The 18,058-nt window shown below is 62.4% G+C and carries 15 protein-coding genes; 8 read left to right on the forward strand and 7 right to left on the reverse strand.

Annotated elements, in window-relative coordinates; genetic code table 11:
- Nucleotides 1-34: 34 nt before the first annotated feature.
- Entirely contained in the window at nt 35-2,134 is a 2,100-nt protein-coding gene (gene paaZ / locus ACZ881_RS08295; protein WP_476114118.1) for a phenylacetic acid degradation bifunctional protein PaaZ, read from the forward strand.
- A 310-nt stretch (nt 2,135-2,444) separates the two neighbouring features.
- Here paaZ and ACZ881_RS08300 read toward each other — a convergent pair whose 3' ends face one another.
- From ACZ881_RS08300 to ACZ881_RS08310, 3 genes are read right to left on the reverse strand one after another with little or no spacing between them, the layout of a single operon-like run.
- Nucleotides 2,445-3,047: a TetR/AcrR family transcriptional regulator gene (locus ACZ881_RS08300; protein WP_091470557.1), complete on the reverse strand. Its 603-nt coding sequence runs from the start codon at nt 3,045-3,047 to the stop codon at nt 2,445-2,447.
- A 37-nt stretch (nt 3,048-3,084) separates the two neighbouring features.
- Entirely contained in the window at nt 3,085-4,434 is a 1,350-nt protein-coding gene (paaK, locus tag ACZ881_RS08305; protein ID WP_091470559.1) for a phenylacetate--CoA ligase PaaK, read from the reverse strand.
- Nucleotides 4,435-4,441: 7 nt separating this feature from the next.
- Nucleotides 4,442-4,918, reverse strand: coding sequence for a hotdog fold thioesterase (locus ACZ881_RS08310; protein WP_091470560.1), 477 nt, complete (start codon nt 4,916-4,918; stop codon nt 4,442-4,444).
- A gap of 108 nt (nt 4,919-5,026) precedes the next feature.
- Here ACZ881_RS08310 and ACZ881_RS08315 point away from each other — a divergent pair, with 108 nt between their 5' ends.
- Nucleotides 5,027-5,605: a GNAT family N-acetyltransferase gene (locus ACZ881_RS08315; RefSeq protein ID WP_091470562.1), complete on the forward strand. Its 579-nt coding sequence runs from the start codon at nt 5,027-5,029 to the stop codon at nt 5,603-5,605.
- Here the strand turns inward: ACZ881_RS08315 and ACZ881_RS08320 are convergent.
- Both ACZ881_RS08320 and ACZ881_RS08325 read right to left on the reverse strand, forming a co-directional pair.
- Complete coding sequence (locus tag ACZ881_RS08320) at nt 5,598-7,151, reverse strand: putative bifunctional diguanylate cyclase/phosphodiesterase (RefSeq protein WP_476114125.1); 1,554 nt, start codon at nt 7,149-7,151, stop codon at nt 5,598-5,600. The two genes, ACZ881_RS08315 and ACZ881_RS08320, sit on opposite strands and share 8 nt — an antisense overlap.
- Nucleotides 7,152-7,153: 2 nt before the next feature.
- Nucleotides 7,154-8,200 carry a hypothetical protein gene (locus ACZ881_RS08325; RefSeq protein ID WP_178995077.1) on the reverse strand — a complete coding sequence of 349 codons (1,047 nt, stop codon included), beginning with the start codon at nt 8,198-8,200 and terminating at the stop codon, nt 7,154-7,156.
- Between the two features lie 107 nt (nt 8,201-8,307).
- On the opposite strand from ACZ881_RS08325, the gene ACZ881_RS08330 reads away from it, so the two are divergent.
- The gene (locus tag ACZ881_RS08330) at nt 8,308-8,478 is read left to right on the forward strand and encodes a hypothetical protein (protein ID WP_017199100.1); all 171 of its coding nucleotides are present in this window, start codon (nt 8,308-8,310) and stop codon (nt 8,476-8,478) included.
- Nucleotides 8,479-8,681: 203 nt separating this feature from the next.
- On the opposite strand, the gene ACZ881_RS08335 is transcribed toward ACZ881_RS08330, so the two are convergent.
- On the reverse strand, nt 8,682-10,325 hold the full coding sequence (locus ACZ881_RS08335) for an ATP-binding protein (RefSeq protein ID WP_476114129.1): 1,644 nt from the start codon (nt 10,323-10,325) through the stop codon (nt 8,682-8,684).
- Nucleotides 10,326-10,545: 220 nt separating this feature from the next.
- On the opposite strand from ACZ881_RS08335, the gene ACZ881_RS08340 reads away from it, so the two are divergent.
- A complete protein-coding gene (locus ACZ881_RS08340; protein WP_091470568.1) occupies nt 10,546-10,929 on the forward strand; it encodes a DUF7793 family protein in 384 nt (127 codons plus the stop codon).
- Nucleotides 10,930-10,948: 19 nt separating this feature from the next.
- A complete protein-coding gene (locus tag ACZ881_RS08345; protein WP_476114133.1) occupies nt 10,949-11,758 on the forward strand; it encodes a class I SAM-dependent methyltransferase in 810 nt (269 codons plus the stop codon).
- Here ACZ881_RS08345 and ACZ881_RS08350 read toward each other — a convergent pair whose 3' ends face one another.
- A complete protein-coding gene (locus ACZ881_RS08350) occupies nt 11,759-13,978 on the reverse strand; it encodes a S9 family peptidase (protein WP_476114136.1) in 2,220 nt (739 codons plus the stop codon).
- Nucleotides 13,979-14,246: 268 nt separating this feature from the next.
- Here ACZ881_RS08350 and ACZ881_RS08355 point away from each other — a divergent pair, with 268 nt between their 5' ends.
- Genes ACZ881_RS08355 through ACZ881_RS08365 form a run of 3 tightly spaced genes read left to right on the forward strand, consistent with a single transcriptional unit; the run spans nt 14,247 to nt 18,056 of the window.
- Nucleotides 14,247-14,969 (forward strand): glycosyltransferase, encoded by a 723-nt coding sequence (locus ACZ881_RS08355; protein WP_476114138.1) that lies wholly within the window; start codon nt 14,247-14,249, stop codon nt 14,967-14,969.
- A complete protein-coding gene (locus tag ACZ881_RS08360) occupies nt 14,966-16,423 on the forward strand; it encodes a glycosyltransferase family 4 protein (protein ID WP_476114141.1) in 1,458 nt (485 codons plus the stop codon). Before ACZ881_RS08355 ends, ACZ881_RS08360 begins: the two co-directional genes overlap by 4 nt.
- A 13-nt stretch (nt 16,424-16,436) precedes the next feature.
- Nucleotides 16,437-18,056: a lipopolysaccharide biosynthesis protein gene (locus tag ACZ881_RS08365; RefSeq protein ID WP_476114144.1), complete on the forward strand. Its 1,620-nt coding sequence runs from the start codon at nt 16,437-16,439 to the stop codon at nt 18,054-18,056.
- The last annotated feature ends 2 nt before the right edge of the window (nt 18,057-18,058 follow it).

Here is an 18,058-nt window from a genome sequence, read left to right on the forward strand (position 1 = left end):
CCGATTTCACGTGCCTTGGAAGGACCCGTCGACGATGACCACTACCGCAGTCGCCCCGGAAACCACAGCCGTTGCAACCGTCCCCAGCTATGTCCAGGATGCTTGGTGGACGCCGGCAGCCGAAGCCAGGAAAGTCCCGGTCCGTGATGCCAGCACCGGAGAAGTGCTGGCCAACGTCAGCACCGACGGACTGGACCTCGCCGCCGTCGTAAATTACGGCCGCACCACCGGGCAAACTGAACTTGGGAAGCTGACGTTCCACCAGCGCGCGCTCAAGCTCAAAGAGCTTGCCATGTACCTCAACGGCCGCCGCGAGGAACTATACGAATCCTCTTCGCAGAGCGGTGCCACCAAGATCGACAACATGATCGATATCGATGGCGGCATCGGTGTGCTCTTCACGTTCGGCTCCAAGGGCCGCCGCGAGCTGCCCAACTCACAGGTTGTGGTGGACGGTCCCATGGAGACGTTGTCCAAGGACGGATCGTTCGTCGCCGAGCACATCTACACCAGGATTCCCGGCGTCGCAGTCCAGATCAACGCGTTCAACTTCCCGGTCTGGGGCATGCTGGAAAAGTTCGCTCCGGCGTTCCTCGCCGGCGTCCCCACCATCGTGAAGCCGGCCACGCCCACGGGTTACGTTGCCGCTGCGGCGGTCAAGGCAATCGTCGAGTCGGGAATTCTCCCGGCAGGCTCCCTTCAGCTGATCTCCGGTTCTGCCCGCACCATCCTTGATGAGCTCGACTACCGCGACCTCGTTTCGTTCACCGGCTCAGCATCCACTGCCAACTCGCTCAAGGGCCACAAGAACGTGGTGCAGGGCGGCATCCGCTTCACCTCCGAGACCGACTCCCTCAACGCCGCCATCCTCGGGCCCGACGCCGTCCCGGGCACCCCGGAGTTCGACGCTTTCATCAAGGCGGTGGTCACTGAGATGACCGTCAAAGCCGGCCAAAAGTGCACCGCCATCCGCCGCGTTATCGTCCCGCAGGAGCTGACGGCCGACGTCGCTGCTGCCGTCGGTGCGCGAATCAACGAACGCGTCGTGGTTGGCGACCCGCGCGCCGATGGCGTCACCATGGGCGCCTTGGCGTCGCTGGAACAGCTCGCCGACGTCCGTGCGGCAGTTCAGTCAATGCTCGACGCCGGTGGTGAGCTTGCGTACGGATCTCTCGATTCGCCGTCGGTCACCTCCGTTGGGGGCGGCGTGGGCGTAGTGGAAGACGGTGCCTTCATGTCGCCGGTCCTCCTGAGCTGGGCAGACGCTGAAGCCGAAGAGGTCCACTCACTCGAAGCTTTCGGGCCGGTGTCCTCGGTGATCGGGTACTCGGATCTCGCCGATGCCATCCGTCTGGCAGCCCGCGGCTCTGGCTCCCTTGTGGCATCGGTGTGCACCAACGATCCTTCCGTGGCGCAGGAACTGGTGCTGGGCATCGCTGCCCACCACGGCCGCATTCACATGCTCAATCGCGAAGACGCGCGCTCGTCCACCGGCCACGGTTCCCCGGTCCCACACTTGGTTCACGGCGGTCCCGGCCGCGCAGGTGGCGGCGAGGAGCTGGGCGGCATCCGATCCGTCCTGCACCACATGCAGCGCACGGCCATTCAGGGTTCCCCCAACATGCTGACCGCCGTTACGGGCCTCTGGCACACGGGCGCTGACCGGAACTTCACCGTAGAAACCGAGGGGGAGCACCCGTTCCGGAAGCACCTCTCCACCCTCCGCATCGGTGACGCTGTTCGCTCGGACCTTCGCGAGGTCAAGCTTGAGGACATCACCGCCTTCGCGAACTCGACGGGTGACACCTTCTACGCACACACCAACCAGGAAGCCGCCGAGGCCAACCCGTTCTTCCCCGGTATTGTGGCCCACGGTTACTTGCTTTTGAGCTGGGCTGCCGGGCTCTTTGTTGAGCCAGCTCCGGGTCCCGTACTGGCCAACTATGGCTTGGAGAACCTGCGCTTCATCACCCCTGTTGCAGCCGGCGACTCCATCCGGGTCACGCTGACGGCCAAGAAGATCACCCCCCGCGAGACCGACGAATACGGTGAGGTGGCCTGGGACGCCGTCCTGACCAATCAGAACGACGAAATCGTGGCCACGTACGACGTCCTCACCCTCGTAGAGAAATAACCCTCTCTCACGTTCCGCGGGTTTGAGGGTGTCGCTCTCTCACGTTCCGCGGGTTTGAGGGTGTCGCTCTCTCACGTTCCGCGGGTTTGAGGGAGTGGCTCTCTACCTACGACGAAACGCCTTTCCACGTTACGTGGGAGGGCGTTTCGCGTTCGGGGGATCAATGGTCAGGAGGGGTGTCCGCCGGCGGATCCGGCTCTTGGACGATCGGCCGAAAGCCGGGAGGCCGAGGGATGTGAGAGACGATCGGCGGGAAGCCCGGGGGATGTGAGAGAGGGTCGGCGGGAAGCCCGGGGGATGTGAGAGACGGTCAGGCGGCCGTGTGGAGGCCGTCGAAGGCCATGGTGATGACGTCGTCGGCGAGCTTCTCCGGGGATAGCGAGCCGCCCGGCTTGTACCACTCCACGATCGAGTTGATGGTACCGAACAGGAGGCGTGTGACGGTGCGCGGATCGATGTCCTGGCGCAGCGAGCCATCTTCCCGGGCAGCGGCAATCAGCTCGGCCACCTTGTGGTCGAAGGCGCGACGACGTTCCAGTGCATCACGCTCGATCTCCGTGTTGCCCCGCAATCGCAGCAGCAGGGTCACGAACGGGAGCCTGTCCACCAGCACCGCAATGGTCTGCCGCAGCACGAACTCCAGCCGAGCATCGGCGGGCCCGGACGTAGCGGCCGGCTCCTCCAGGATGGCTTCCAGCCCTCCCAATGCGTGGTCAAGGGCGAGCTTCAGAAGATCGCCCTTGGACGGCACGTGGTGGTAGATGGCTGACTTCGAGATCCCGAGGTTTTCGGCCAGGATGCCCATGGACGTAGCGTCGTACCCGTGGCGGTTGAAGACGTCGACGGCGATGCGGAGCACCGACTGCTGGTCATAACCGGGCCGTCCGCGCTTGGTGGTGGTCTCAGTAGGCATGCTGGCATTTTCTCACGATCTCTACGGGTGAACGCGTTCAGCCCTTGGGGCGCATGTCGTAAATCCGGCGGAGCTTACCGTTGGACCGCTCAAGGGAACCGGGCTCTACAACGTCAACCACGCAAGATGACCCGACATGAATCTTGATCTGTTCACGCAAGGTGTGTGCCGCCGTCGTACCTGCCTCGGACGGAACATTTTCGCGGCGCTCGATCTTCACGGTCAGGGAATCCATGCGTTTGCCTTCGGGGCGGGTAATTTCGAGCTGGAAGTGCGGGCTGAGCTCGGGGATGCGCAGCGCGATTTCCTCGATCTGTGACGGGAACAGGTTCACGCCGCGCAGGATGATCATGTCGTCGCTGCGGCCGGTGATACGGCCCATGCGGCGGTGCGCGGGCCGTGCGGTGCCCGGCAGCAGGCGGGTGAGGTCCTTGGTGCGGTACCGGATGATCGGCAACGCTTCCTTGGTGAGGGAAGTGAAGACGAGTTCGCCGGGTTCGCCGTCGGCCAGCACGGTCGAGTGGTCGAACGGATCGATGATCTCGGGGCGGAAGTGGTCCTCCCAGATGTGGCAGCCGTCCTGCGTTTCAACAGCTTCGCCGGCGACGCCCGGGCCCATGACTTCGGAGAGCCCGTAGATGTCCGAGGCTTTGATGTTCATGGTGGTTTCAAGCTCGTGACGCATTTCTTCGGTCCACGGTTCGGCGCCCAGGACGGCGTACTTGAGCGAGGTGGACGTGGGGTCGATGCCTTGGTGTTGCATGGCATCGGCGATGGTGAGCAGGTAGGTGGGAGTGGCCAGGATGGCGTCCGGTTTGAAGTCCTGGATGAGCTGGATCTGGCGTTCGGTCTGACCGCCGGAGATGGGGATGACGGTGCAACCGAGCGCTTCAGCACCCGCGTGCGCGCCGAGGCCGCCGGTGAACAGGCCATAGCCGTAGGCGTTGTGGACTTTCATCCCGGGCCGGACGCCGGAGGCGCGGAAGGAGCGTGCAACCAGGGTTGCCCAGTTGGCGAGGTCGTTCTTGGTGTAGCCAACAACGGTGGGGCGGCCGGTGGTGCCGGAGCTCGCATGAATTCGCGCCACCTGATCCTGCGGGACGGCGAACATACCAAAGGGGTACTCCAGCCGGAGGTCTTCCTTGGTGGTGTAGGGGAACTTGCCGAGGTCGCTCAGCTCGCGGAGATCCGTGGGGTGCACGCCTGCTTCGTCGAACTTGCGCTTGTACAGCGGCACGCGATCGTAGGCGTACGCCACCGTGTGCTGGAGGCGAGTGAGCTGCAAGGCCTCGAGTTCGTCGCGGGAGATGGTTTCTTCACGGTCAAGCACTGGGGCGGTTTCCTTGGTTGAGGATGCTGCGGGTGCGGCCACGGTGTTCTGCGTCATGGGTTTCCTACTTCTTGGAGATGGTGCGGCTGCGGCCACGGAACTCAGCGATGAGCTCCCCGCTGGCGGGATCGGAAGCTGTGGGATCAGAGGCGTCTTCGTCCGGGGAAGCCGCATATATCTGGATGTCGTAAAGGCCGCTTCGGCCGGTGCTCGCGCGGCGGTTTGCGACGGCGGTGATCACCTGGCCCTGGAACGCCGGCTTGATGAAGTTGATATCGACGCCGGACGCCACCGTGATGTTGGCGGCTTGCTTTGGCGTGGGGTTGGCCGGGTTGCAGGCCAGTGCGAAGGCGGTGTCGCCGAAGGCGAAGATCATTCCGCCGTGTGCCATGCCGAACCCATTGAGCATTTCCTGGCGGAGATGCATGCGGATGGTGGCGTGGCCGTCGTCGAGCTTGAGGACCTCGATGCCCATCCATTCGGACGCGTAGTCGTTCGTCAGGATGTGGTGCTGTGCACCGGAGAGGGTTGTTTCAACCATGCGTCATTGCCTCCAGCTTTATTTACCGAATGTTCATTAGGTAATCCCAGATCGCGCCACGTGTCAAGACTGGACCATGATTCGCCCGTACCTAGTAGCCTCGGAGTCATGCCCGAAATTGAGCTTCCCATCATCACCGATCGACTTATCCTGCGGCGGTTCGAGGCCGAGGACCTTGAACGGTTCCACGGTTATCAGTCACTTCCCGAAACTGCCCGGTACCTCCTGCGCAACGAGCTGACCAAGACCAAGTCCATGGAGGTCCTCGGCAGGTACGCCAACTTCGAGTTCAACCAGGAAGGCGACTGGGTGTGCCTTGCCATCGAGCGCAAGGACCACCCCGGCCTGATGGGCGAGGTAGTGCTGAAGTGGTTGGAGGGTACCGGACAAGGTGAGCTGGGCTGGATACTGCATCCGGAGGCGCGTGGCCACGGCATTGCCACGGAGGCTGCGGAAGCCGTCATGAAGCTGGCTTTCGAGAAACTGGCCTTCCATCGCATCGACGCAAAGCTGGATGCACTCAACGCCGGTTCTGCTGGCATCTGCAAACGGCTGGGCATGCGGCTCGAAGCCACCTTGGTGGACAACTGGCACTACAAAGGCCAGTGGGCCACCGAGAACATTTACGCGATTCTGGACTCGGAGTGGCGCACACGGCACCATCCGTGGACCCGGAAAATCAGCTGACGGGCCACGTCTTGTGGTGTTTCAGTTGTTCGGTCAATTGCGCTGCAGGCAAAGGACGGCTGAAGTAGTAGCCTTGGCCGCTGGTGCACCCGATGCTCAGGAGGTACTCGGCCTGCTCGGCGGTTTCCACGCCCTCCCACACAGCAGCCAGGCCGCAGGCCCGGATGAGCTGCAGTACGGCGGCGAGAAGGGCTGGCTGCGAAGGGTCGCTGCCCAGGGCGGAGAGCAGCGTCCGATCCACTTTGACCGTATCCACGGGCAGTTGGCGAAGGTAGCTGATGGAGGAATAGCCGGTGCCGAAATCGTCAATTTCCAGTCCCACGCCAAGGCGGCGCAGGCTGTTAAGCGTGTAGCGGTCCAGGTCGTTGCCTTGGATCACGGCGCTCTCGGTCAGCTCCAGGACCAGTAGCGACGGGTCCAGGTCGGCTGAAACCAGCGCCTCGCGAACGTCTTCAATGAACTCAAGACGCTGCAGGTCCGCTGCTGAAACGTTGATGCGCATGCTGAAGTTGTGGCCCGCCGTCAGAGGGTCGGTACGCCATTGCTTCAACTGCTCGACGGCGGTGCGGAGCACCCAGCCTCCCAGATCGGAGATCATTCCCGTTTCCTCGGCAATGGGAATGAACTCATCCGGCATGATGATTCCACGGGTGGGGTGGTTCCAGCGGACCAGGGCTTCCACCCCCTCAATCTCGCGGGTATCCAGCCTGATGATGGGCTGGTAATGGAGCACCAGCTGAGAATCGGTGATCGCTTCTTTGAGCTCGCCCACCAGTTGGTTCCGCATTTGCCGGGCCAGCAGCATGTCAGGGGCGAACACCTTGAGCTTGCCGCGCCCGTCCGCCTTGGACTCGTACATGGCGATGTCCGCTTCCATCATGAGCTCTTCTGCGCGCTGGCCGGGATCGGCCATCCGGAGCCCCATGCTGACCCCGCAGCGGAGGTGTTGGCCCTCAATCTCCATCGCCCCCACCACCGCGGCGAGGATTCGGCTGCCAATGGCGCTGGCCTCCGCAGGGGTCACCTCCGGAAGCAGGACAGCGAACTCGTCGCCGCCCATGCGGGCAACCATGTCCTGCTCGCGGACCGCACCGCTGATACGGTTCGCCACTGTTTCCAGGACCTTGTCACCGATGGTGTGGCCAAGTGAATCATTGATGGCCTTGAAGCCATCCATATCCAGCAGGAGGATCCCCGGCCGTTTGTTGCCCTGCACGCCGTTCGCTTGCGCCTCGCTCAGGGCGGTGGCGAAAGCGGAGCGGTTGTTCAAGCCCGTCAGGGGATCCGTCATGGCCATGCGCTGCATCGCAAGGTGCGCTTCGTGAAGCTGTTGTGTCCGGGCTTGCACCCTTTGCTCCAGCTCTTCATAGACGATCTGGAGATCTTCGGCCAAGAGGTTGGTGCCCATGATCACGGCGTCAATCTCGTCGCGTGCCTCGGAGACCCGGATCCTGGTGTTCAGGTCTCCGGCCGCCAACCTGACGATGCCTTCCAAGAGGAGCCCCAAACGGGGGTCATTCGCGGAGTACATTTCTGAGTCAGCCATGCTCACTCCCCGTGCGGCCCGCCCCGGACGCTTTGCCGAAGATGCTCGCGAACGGCTGCGCTGCGCTCGGGCAGGGCCGCTTGGTCGAAGAGCTTTGCTGCTTCTTCGAAAGCAGCCATGCCTTCTTCATGCCGCTCGGACGCCAGCAAGGTCCGTCCGAACAGAAAATGGGCTTCGGCGGACGTTTGGGTAGCCAGAATGGAGGAACGAGAGCAAAGGGGTTCGAGGATCGCCAGGGCTTCCTGCATATCGCCGGCGAGGTAATTCCAATGGGCGCGGACCAAGGACATTTCCAGATGATCCCGCTCGGAACCGCCCACAATATCGGTAGCGAGCTCTGCCCTTTCAATGCAGCGAAGAGTCGCCGCGTCACCGAGTTTTGCCTGCAACCGCATTTCCGCGGAGGCGCGGTTGAAGCGAGCCCACAAATCAACGTCCTTTGACGGTGACAGCCTTTCGGCAGCCAGATCGTGGTACCGGCCCCCATCTGTAACGCGATCAGCGAGGAAAGCAACGTTTCCGATCACCCAGTAACCCTTGCCCGCGGTGTCTTCGTCAATGTCATCAGAAATCAACGTCTCAAGAACAAGGCATTCCCGCCACGCATCGTCCAGCAGCCGGCTCTCAGCCAAGGCCGCGATGAGGGCGCGTTGGGCAAGGACCTGAACGTAGAGGAGATCCGGGTCCGTGGCGGCAAGTTTTGCGGCGTCGGCCGCCATGGTTGCGGCTTCGGCAAGCCGGCCGAGGCCTTGCAGCCCGATGGCTACCATTGTTCCTGCCTTGGCACCGAGCTCGGCTGAGGAAGCTGTAAGGCTGTGATCATTGAGGGAGGTCGCCAGTGCCAGGTATTCCTCGATGGTTCCTTGGTCACGGAGGCACTCCGCCTGCAGGTAACGCATGTTCCACCAGGCCAGTTCGTCGCCGGCATCCCGGGCGAGTTCCGCAGCCTCAGCAGCCATCTTGAAGGCCTCGTCAAAGTCCCGCGCCTTCCATTTGGCGCGTGCATTGAGTCCGGCAACAAGGTGGGTGGCCAGGTGAGGACTTTGCATGTGCCCATTATCCATGTCATTGCGGAAGAAAAGCTCGTATAGTTTGCCCCGTGACTTTATTCAAGTCACAGTCAATAAATTCGCATCAGTACGAAAGGGCATAGCGGATGAAAAAATTTGCGGCAACCCTGCTCATGGCGGCGGTTCTGGCAGTAACGGGATTCGCTGCTCCGGCTAATGCCGAGCCTACGCAGGACAGCACGGCAATCGGCTGGTGGCCGAACAGCACCACCACAGGTAAGACGAACACCACCAGCATCGGTTGGTGGCCGAACTAAACATTGGGGGAGCGCCTCTCAAGGCCATACGAGCTAAATTGATGCCCTGGGCTGCTGCCCGGGGCATCAGTTTTGTTTCTTTGCATGTCGAGCATTAGTGACCACAGATCACATCTTCCGGGCCTGGCAATGACACCGCTGTCACAGTCGCGGAGGGCGCAGCCGAAACCTGTCACTGAAGCGGCCGGTTACAGCTAGCCAGCCTACGGTCCTCCCACCGGCAACTCCACGGATACCGTGGTCCCGGATCCCAAAATGGAGTCAAAAGCCATGCGGCCCATATGGCGGCTGATGATGTCGTTTGCGATCGCCAGCCCCAATCCGCTGCCCGGTACTGCCGCAGAGGTGGCGTTGGATGCGCGGTAGAAGCGCGTCAGGATGTGGGGGAGGTCGTGTTCCGGGATGCCCAGGCCGTTGTCTTCGATTTGCACAAGGGCTGCCCGTCCGCCATTCTCGGAAGCTGCCATGGCGCTGGTGATGCCAACACGGCCGCCCTCGGGAGTGAACTTGATGGCGTTGGCCACGATGTTGGTGAACACCTGTTCAAGCTTTGCTTCATCGGCAGTGACTTCAATGTCTTCGGTCGCCTCCGTAAAGGACACGGAAACATGGCGCGACTCTGCCAGCGGCTGGAGAGTTGCCACCACCACCTGCAGGAGCTTGTCGAGGTCGACCGGCTTGAGGTCCAGGTTGCTGCCGTCCTGCATGGAGACTGTGAGCATGTCCTCAATCAGCCTGCGCAAGCGGTCCGAGTTGCGGGCAATGACGTCCAGCATTTTCCTGATGCCCTCGGGAACCGGGCCTCCGGAGCCGTCCTGGATCATATCCAGGTAGGCGGTGATGGAGGTGAGGGGTGTCCGTAGCTCATGGTTGACGGTGGCCAGGAAATCGGTCTTAGCCTTGTCCAGTTGCCTCAACTGGTGCAGGACACGCTGCTGGGCACTGATGAGGTGGCCTTGGATGAGCCCGTGGGCTACGTTCCCGGCGACGTGCTGCATCAAGGCGATCTCGGCACGCGTCCAGTCGTGACGCTCCTGCACAGTGGACAACAGGATGATGCCCATGGCGGAAGCGCCTTCGCCAACAGGAAGCAGCACAGTGGATATGGGTTTAAGTTCGCCGGACCACTCCTGAAGTGCTTTGGCGATCTTCGAGTCAGGGTCTTCCCGGTGGTCCGCTACCGCGAGGACGTCCGCCTCGGCCCAGAGCCGGTTGGCCGTTTCGGTGATGATGTTTTCGCTATCGCCCAGCCTTGCCGGCAGCAGCGGAAGTCCCGGACGGTTCCATTGTGCGCGGATGCTGGGGACGCGTTCATCGCGGAAGGTGGCGAACCAAACATGGTCTGCGCCTAAGGCCTCGCCAAAACCGCGAACCACGTGCTCGGCGATCAGCTGCGGATCATTGGTCTGCCGAATTGCCGAAGAGACGTTCCGGAGGCTTTCCCGCAGTGCTTCGATTTCGCCACGGGAGCGTGCACGCTCCCGTGCGCGACCGATCAAGGTTTCAACCCGGTGGACGAGTTCCCCGGGCCGGACCGGGTTGATGAGGTAGTCAGCTACGCGCCAGGACTCCACTTCCTCAAGGTCCACAGACTCCTGAGCACCAAGAAGCAGCAGTACAGGAACCCCTGGACTGCCAAGTCCATGGGCAAGGGCATTCTCAGCCACCACCACTGAAGGGCGGAGTTGCTGGAGGTGCAAGGCCATGGAGGCGGTGTCTGTGGCACGGAAAACCTGGAAGCCCGCTGCATGAAGCACGGACGTGGTGGCCGCCAGACGGTCATGGTCTGAGTCCGCCACGACAGCCGAGCGGGAGGCCTGCTGTTCACCGGCAACGGTCTCGCCCACTGAGCCCCTTCCGTTCCACCATTGGTCCACAATATTTCAGGATTTGGCAACACCCTATCAGCGGCATTGCGGCCAGTGGCCGCCCAACTCCAAACAAGCTTTTTGAGTCGTGGGACACGCCTTTACTTTGACTCCCGGATTCGACAGCCTTGAGGCAGTGAGTGTGGGGGATCCAGTCCGGATTTCCACCGCAGCCGTTTGGAAAAGTGCGAGGAGAATCGTGGACCACCCAGCGACACCGCAAGACCACCAACAGGTGACATTCGAGTTGGAACTCGAAGAGCCTGGGATCCTGCGCCTGACATGGCCGCGTGGCGCCCGGATCAAGGAACCGGACGCCCAAAGGGCCATGGACAGGGTCAACGAAATTTGCGGCTCGGACCGGCATCCCATGATTGTTGACATGGCAACTACGGACGACGTCACCAGGGGCGCCCGATCAGTGTTTGCCAAACCTTGCCAGGCTTCCCGCATCGCCCTGTGGGGTTCGTCTCCAGTGGACAGGGTCATCGCCAACTTCTTCCTGGGCATCATGAAGCCGCCGTGCCCCACCAAGTTCTTCACCTCCGAAACAGAAGCGTTGGAGTGGCTGGTGGAGGCATAGAGCCCCATATATTTGGAGAATGTTCTCCGCGCTCAGGAAGTACCTGCTGATACCTCGCCTCATCAGGCTGTCCTCTGCAGCCCCGAAAGACCCGCTCACAGCCTGGGACCAGTACTGGGGAAACGTTCGTTCAACCGGCGCAACGGGCGATGTCCTGTGGGATTCGGGAAGCTCCCATGAACTCAATGGCTATCTCCCCACGCTGAAGCAACTGGACCCCACGCTCCCGATAGTTGACGTCGGGTGTGGGAACGGTAGCTTCACTCGGCTGCTGGCGCAGCATTTTCCACACGCGCTGGGGCTCGACTACTCCGCTAATGCCGTGGACCGCGCTCGCCAGGAAGCGGCAGGGATCACGACGGCGTCATTCGCCGTATGTGACATGACGGCAACTGGCGCCGTCGAGGCCGTGGCGACGGCCCTTGAAGCTGCGGGTTGGGCCGGGGACGCAAACGTGTTCATCCGAGGTGTCCTGCACGTACTGGACCGCAGCGGCCAGTCCGCTTTGGCCGCGAACCTTCTGCCCGTCGTCGGAAGCCGCGGTGGCGTTTTCCTGGCCGAGACCAACTTCCCTGGCACGCCTGTGGACTACGTCAGCCACCTCGGGGCAACCCGAAACTCGATTCCTGCGCCGCTCGAGGGGGCAATCCGGGGACTTCCGATGCCTGGCCGCTTTGGTGCCGTGCAACGGGCCAAGGCCTTCCCGACGGCGGACTGGAACCTTGTGGAAGAGGGCTCAGCGAGCATCGAGACGCGCCCGCTGAGCAATCCGTCATCCCCGGACCTTATCCCTGGCTACTACGCATTGCTCCGGGCACGCCGAGCGTAGCTACTTGAGGCCGGCGCCCGGAAGCAGTTCCGTGGCACCAAGGGAGTCGGCCACGAAAGCGTAGTCCCAGGCCCGCTCGCGCCACTGCACATAGCGGCCCGATGCGCCGCCGTGGCCGCCGTCCATCTCGATTTTCATGACGATCGGCTCGGTCCCCGTAGACGCAGAGCGCAGCGCCTGGACCCACTTTGCGGGCTCCACATAAAGCACACGCGTGTCGTTGAACGAGGTGACGGCGGCGATCTTGGGGTAGGCCACGGTCCCCACATTCTCGTACGGAGTGTAGGACTTCATGTACTCGTAGGCCTCCGGGTCCGTGATGGGGTTGCCCCATTCCTCCCATTCCAGGGCGGATAGCGGAAGCTCAGGATCCAGGATGGTGGTCAAGGCGTCCACGAACGGCACCTGCGCCACTATGGCGGCGTACTTTTCCGGGGCCATGTTGGCGACCGCGCCCATGAGCAGGCCGCCAGCGGATCCGCCCATGGCAGCAATACGCGTGGGGTGGACCCAACCGGACTCCGCCAGCCAGTCCGTGGCTGCGATGAAGTCCGTGAAGGTGTTCTTCTTGGTGAGTTTCTTGCCGTCTTCGTACCACTTGCGTCCCAGTTCACCGCCGCCGCGAATGTGGGCGATCACCATGACGATTCCGCGGTCCAGAAGAGACAAGCGGGCCACTCCGAAGCCCGGATCCATGCTCATTTCGTAGGAGCCATAACCGTAAACCAACCCGGCGGCCGTGCCATCCTGCTGGACCGATGCGTGACGCAGCACTGACAGCGGAACCTGTGTGCCGTCGTCGGCCGTGGCCCATTCACGGGTGGCGACGTAATCGGAAGCCGAGTAGCCGCCCAGAACCGGGCTTTCCTTGCGGAGCAGCAACTCGCCGCCGGGCTGTTCTGCGGTAGGCAGGACGAAGTCGTAGACGCGCGACGGCGTGAAGTAGGAGGTATAGCCCATGCGGATCACCGGAGCTTGGTAATCGGAGCCGGATACACCCGCGGTGTAAAGCTCCTCATCGAAGGCTGGCTCCACGGGAGCCCCTTGAGCAGCTGTGCCCAGGCCCGCCAGCGGGAGTACCTGCACGCGCTCGATGGTGTCCTTGCGGACGGACAACACCAAGTGGGTGGACGTCACGCCAGCACCGTTGACGCGAACGTCGTCGGAATGCTCGACGACGGTCCGCCAGTCCTGCTCGGCGAGCGGCCTGGAGAGCTCTGCCGGATCCACCAGGCTCACCATCGAATTGGTGGCACCCTTGTTGTGGGTCAGGAGCAGTGTTTCCTTGCCGTCAAGGAGGAAGGGCTCGGCCTCGTAGAGGACACGGTGGTCGCGGGAAATGACGGTGCTGAGGCCAGCGTCGTAATCTTCGAAGCGGAGCAGCCGCGTTTCACTGAACTCGGAACAGCCGATGCTGAGCACCAGGTGGCGGCGGTCGGACGAGAGGTCGAAGCCGAGCCACATGGCGACGTCGTCCTCCTGGTAGAGGACCTCATCTTCAGACACAGGAGTGCCCAGGACGTGGGCCTTTACTTGGTATGGCCGCCACGAATCATCAACCACGGTGTAGAAGAGCCTGGTGCCGTCGGGGGAGAAAGCCACCCCGTAGAAGATGTCCTCTATAACGTCCGGGAGAAGCTCGCCGGTCCGCAGATCCTTGATCCGCAAGGTGAAGCGTTCGTCTCCGGAGTTGTCCACGGCGTAGGCGTAAAGGTTGCCGTCGACAGTAACGGCGGCACCACCCACGCTGAAGAACGGCTGGCCCTCTGCTTCAATATTGCCGTCCAGGAGCACCTGCTCGCCGGGAAGCTCAACGCCTGCTTCAACCGCCGGGGGAGTCCAGTCCGCCACAGGATCGCCCGTGTTGGCGCCTAGGACGCGGCACTGGATGCTGTACTCCTTGCCCTCCACCGAACGGCTGTAATACCACCAGCCATCCTTGCGGCTGGGCACGGACAGATCCGTTTCCTGGGTGCGGCCCTTGATCTCCCGGAACATCGCTTCGCGCAGCGGTTCCTGGTGCGCCGTCACCGCTTCCTGGTACGCGTTCTCTGCCTTGAGATGGTCAACAACCTCGGCCGATTCCTTATCCCTGAGCCACTCGTAGTTGTCCACGAAGACATCGCCATGGTGTTCGCGGCGGGTGGGGACCTGCTTGGCGACAGGAGGCTGGACTGTGGGTTCCTTGGCAGCGGCAGGCGCGGAAGAAGTGTGGCTCATGTGGCCACTCTATAGACGGGCTCTGACACAGAACCAGCAATTTCGCTCAGAGCGCCCGGGACACCTTTGGCAGCCGGATCAATCCATGACATGGAGCACAACGCCCGGATTCGCGTCATGACTTGCGTGGTAACCCCACTGCATATATTGCGAGCACGAATTTAGTCCCCGTTCCCGGATATTGGAGGTTCAGATGGTTCCGCTTCACGCGCACAGTGTCCATGTCGGCAAGAGGGGTCGTCTACAAGCCCGGCGACATCCAGACTCGTTGCGTCGTTCCCATGTAGACCTCGAAGTCATCATTCCTGCGTACAACGAGGCAGGAAGAATCGCCAGCACACTGACGCAGACTGTCGACTTCCTGGCCGTTCAGCCGTGGTCTTCACGCATTGTGGTGGTGGATAACGGCAGCGTGGATGAAACTGCTGCGATTGTCCGCCGGATCTCCCGGGAAAAGGGAGATGCAGTGCCGATCTCAGTGCTGGGGTGTTCCCGTCGCGGAAAAGGGGCAGCTGTCCGCCGTGGCCTCCTCAGCGGGACGTCCAGGTACACCGGCTTCTTTGACGCCGATCTCGCCACGCCGCTGGCAACGCTCACTGAAGCCATGGCACAACTCGCGGGTGGCGCTGCAGCGGTTATCGCCTCCCGTCACGCCCCAGGTTCCACGTTTGTTGTGCCCCAGCACATCGGGCGCCGAATGGGCGGCACGGCCTTCCGGGCTCTGACCAAATCGAAGGTCAAAGGCATTCAGGACACCCAGTGCGGCTTCAAGTTTTTCGAACGGGATGCCCTCACCGCTGCCATGGTGCAGTGCCGCAGCACGGGCTTCGCCTTCGATGTGGAACTGCTTCTTCGGCTCCAGGACAACGACGCCAGCATTGTGGAACTCCCCGTGGCCTGGACCGATGGAGCTGAGTCCACGTTCCGCCCCTTCCAGGACGGAGTGGCCAGCTTCGCCTCGGTGATTCAACTTCAGAAAGCAACATCATGACGGACGGCTCCACTGAGCTGAACTCCCCGGCCCAGCTCGCTGGAAAGCATGTACTGGTGCTCAACTGGCGCGATATCAAGCACGCTCAGGCAGGCGGCGCCGAGCAGTACATGCATGAGATCTCACGCAGATGGGTGAGCAACGGAGTTCGTGTCACGTGGTTTACCGGCCGCGACACCGGCCAGTCAGCCGAGGAGACCATTGACGGCATCCGTATATTGCGAGGTGGCGGAGCACTCTCAATCTATGGGCAGGCCGCACTCAGGCTCCTGCGCACCAACGGCCAGTTCGACGCCGTGGTGGATTGCCAAAACGGAATACCCTTCTTTTCTCCGTTGTTCCTGCGCGGGGACATCCCGATCGTGCAACTGGTCCACCACGTTCACCAAGAGCAGTTCCGTACCCGGTTCTCCCCGCCCATGGCCGCTGTAGGCCGCTTTCTCGAAAGCAGTGGCGCCAAGACCGTGTATGGGCAGCGCGCCATCGTAGCGGTATCGCCGTCAACGCGCATGGAACTGCGAAAGCTTGGATTCAGGGGCCCCGTCCACGTGGTGCCGAACGGTACCATCGACATTCCGCCCACGGTCGCCGCGCGGGCCGCTGAGCCGACTATCGCCGTCGTGAGCCGGTTGGTGCCCCACAAGCGATTGGACCTGCTGCTGGGCCAGTTCGCCGTGGCAGCGCGTAGACTTCCCAACCTGCGGATGGACATCGTCGGGGACGGTCCCGAACGGGCGCGGCTTCAGCAACTGGCCATGGACCTCGGCCTGGACCATGCCATCACTTTCCACGGATACCAGCCCAACGAGGTCCGGGACAATCTGTTGAGCCGTGCATGGATGACTGCCACCACGTCGGCATCAGAAGGCTGGGGTTGTTCAGTAATCGAGGCCGCAGCCTGGGGCGTGCCGTGCTTGGCGCTGCGGGTTCCAGGAATCAGGGATTCGGTAGTGGACGGCCGTACGGGATGGCTGGTGGACCATCCCACGGACTTCGGATCTGCCATGGTTGATGCAGTCACTGAGTTGACCGAACCCGAGGCAGCCATCATCGTCTCCGGCGAGTGTCGTGAATGGGCCCGCTGCTTTACCTGGGACCGCACCACCATGCTGCTCACAGGGGTGCTCTTGGAGGAAGCGAAGATGCGCCGCGACGGCGGAGATCCACGGGCCTTCCACTCGGACTTGTCCACCCTGGTTCAGTTCGAAGTGCCTGCGCAGTTTGAAGTGCCTGACGGTATTGATTTCACAGCCGCCCTGAGGCCGACCGACGAGTATGCCCTGGCCGACGGTCACGTCTCAATCATCATGAAGGGCCGGGACGAGTTCGAGGCTTTCGCCGCGATGAAGAAGATCGGCGTGGCCGCTGCTGACATCCGATCGGCAGGCCGAAACACCTTGCTTGCCGGACCGGGAAGTGTCTTTGCTCCGGCCGAAGCCAACGATGGCCAGTAACGGTAGCTGATCAGTGGATTTATCCGAACAGGCCATAACCACCGCCGTGAACTTGAGGCCCAGGGCTGAAAGCAAGGAAAGGACGCCGGATCAAGACGTCAACATAGCTCAAAACAGTGGCTTCCTCGCTGTGTCCGCAGGACTGGTGGGCGTGGTGAGCTACGCGTGCACGCTGCTTATGGCCAACATGCTGGGGACAGCGGATTACACACAGTTCGCGGCTGCCGCAATGATCCTCGGAGTTGTGGGGATCGTGGCCAACGCGATGGTTCCGCTTCCGCTGTCGCATGTGGTTGCAGTGCATCCGGAAGGCTCCGAAGAGCGACGGAACGGCGTGGCCTTCTCGGTATTCGTGTCCTGCCTGGCGGGTATTGCCGCAGCAGCCATCACTGGCGGTGTGACTCTCGCGCTCGCCACCCCGGCCCTGGCAGCAGCGGTGGCACTGGCAGCCTTCGTCATTTTTGTTGTGAATGCCCCTGCCGGGTGGCTTCAGGGCGAACTCCGCTTCACGTGGTACGCAGTGTCAACCATCGGGGAGGTTGTCTTGCGGTTGATCTTCAGCCTGCTGGTGATCTTGATGGCATGGGGTGCCGGGGGAGCGGTGCTCGGTTTTGTCGCGGGGTGCCTGGCGCCGCTGGTGGTGCCGTGGTCGTTCTATCGGGACCTCCGCTGGCGTCCGCGCGTGTTGCTCGAGAAGTGGCGATGGGCCGAAACCAGCGATATCGCGTCGGTTCTGTGCATTGTGTCCGTGCTGGTGGGGATCGACGTCGTAGTGGTCGGCTTTCTGGACAATGGCTCGGTTGAGGCGGCGGGTTTCCAAGCGCTCGCCACCATTGCCAAGGGGCCCGTTTACGTGGCTGCAGGAACCGCGCTGGTTGCATTTCCCTTGCTTCGCACCCCTGGAGTCAAGGTCGGCGAGGTGCTGGGCGCTTCTTTCGCCTCGTTCGGACAGCTTGTGGTGGTGGCCTTCGCCATCATCGCCACGGCACCGCCCCTGATGTCCGGCGTCATTGTTCCGCAGAAGTATCACGGCTCCCTTGGACTCCTGCCATGGCTGGCGGCTTCCGGTCTCGGCTATGCCGTCCTGATGGTGCTCGCCACCATACTCCTAGCCATGCGTGCCTACCGCCGCTGCCAAATCGGCCTCGCTTGTGCGTGTCTTCTGGTTATTGGCGGGCTTTGGATCGGCTGGCAGCTGAACGCCGTCTCGGGAATGGCCGTGGGATCTGCCATCGGGGCCGTGACCGCCGGCCTGGTCCTGACACTATTGGCGCGTCCCGTGTTGGCGTCTGCCAACCCGGGAAAGCGGGCAGGCAGGTTCGCCATCCTGGCGTTCGCCTTGATCGTGGTCCTTGCCGTCGCCGCCCACCTGCAGCCCTTGCTCTGGTTGCTTCTCGCCGGCATCAGCGGTGCCACCGTTCTTGCTCACCAGCGCGGCATGCTGCCGCGCAGGAATGACTTCAAGATTTCCCGACGGCGCCAGGTCGGCAAACGCAGCAAAACGACCGGCCGCCGGTCGCATAGGGCGCTACACCGACGTGCTTCCCAAAGCCGATGCCACTGCTCCGGATTCAGCGGAGTTGTAGCGGGCAGGGTGCCCTCCAGAAATGTAGAGACGGGAAGACAGCTATGAGA

The sequence above is a fragment of the Paenarthrobacter sp. TE3676 genome (assembly GCF_056279165.1).

Coding starts and splice junctions, on each gene's coding strand:
- paaZ (WP_476114118.1), top strand. CDS start 35: ATGACCACTACCGCAGTCGCCCCGGAAACCACAGCCGTTGCAACCGTC.
- ACZ881_RS08300 (WP_091470557.1), bottom strand. CDS start 3,047: ATGCCTACTGAGACCACCACCAAGCGCGGACGGCCCGGTTATGACCAG.
- paaK (WP_091470559.1), bottom strand. CDS start 4,434: ATGACGCAGAACACCGTGGCCGCACCCGCAGCATCCTCAACCAAGGAA.
- ACZ881_RS08310 (WP_091470560.1), bottom strand. CDS start 4,918: ATGGTTGAAACAACCCTCTCCGGTGCACAGCACCACATCCTGACGAAC.
- ACZ881_RS08315 (WP_091470562.1), top strand. CDS start 5,027: ATGCCCGAAATTGAGCTTCCCATCATCACCGATCGACTTATCCTGCGG.
- ACZ881_RS08320 (WP_476114125.1), bottom strand. CDS start 7,151: ATGGCTGACTCAGAAATGTACTCCGCGAATGACCCCCGTTTGGGGCTC.
- ACZ881_RS08325 (WP_178995077.1), bottom strand. CDS start 8,200: ATGCAAAGTCCTCACCTGGCCACCCACCTTGTTGCCGGACTCAATGCA.
- ACZ881_RS08330 (WP_017199100.1), top strand. CDS start 8,308: ATGAAAAAATTTGCGGCAACCCTGCTCATGGCGGCGGTTCTGGCAGTA.
- ACZ881_RS08345 (WP_476114133.1), top strand. CDS start 10,949: ATGTTCTCCGCGCTCAGGAAGTACCTGCTGATACCTCGCCTCATCAGG.
- ACZ881_RS08350 (WP_476114136.1), bottom strand. CDS start 13,978: ATGAGCCACACTTCTTCCGCGCCTGCCGCTGCCAAGGAACCCACAGTC.
- ACZ881_RS08360 (WP_476114141.1), top strand. CDS start 14,966: ATGACGGACGGCTCCACTGAGCTGAACTCCCCGGCCCAGCTCGCTGGA.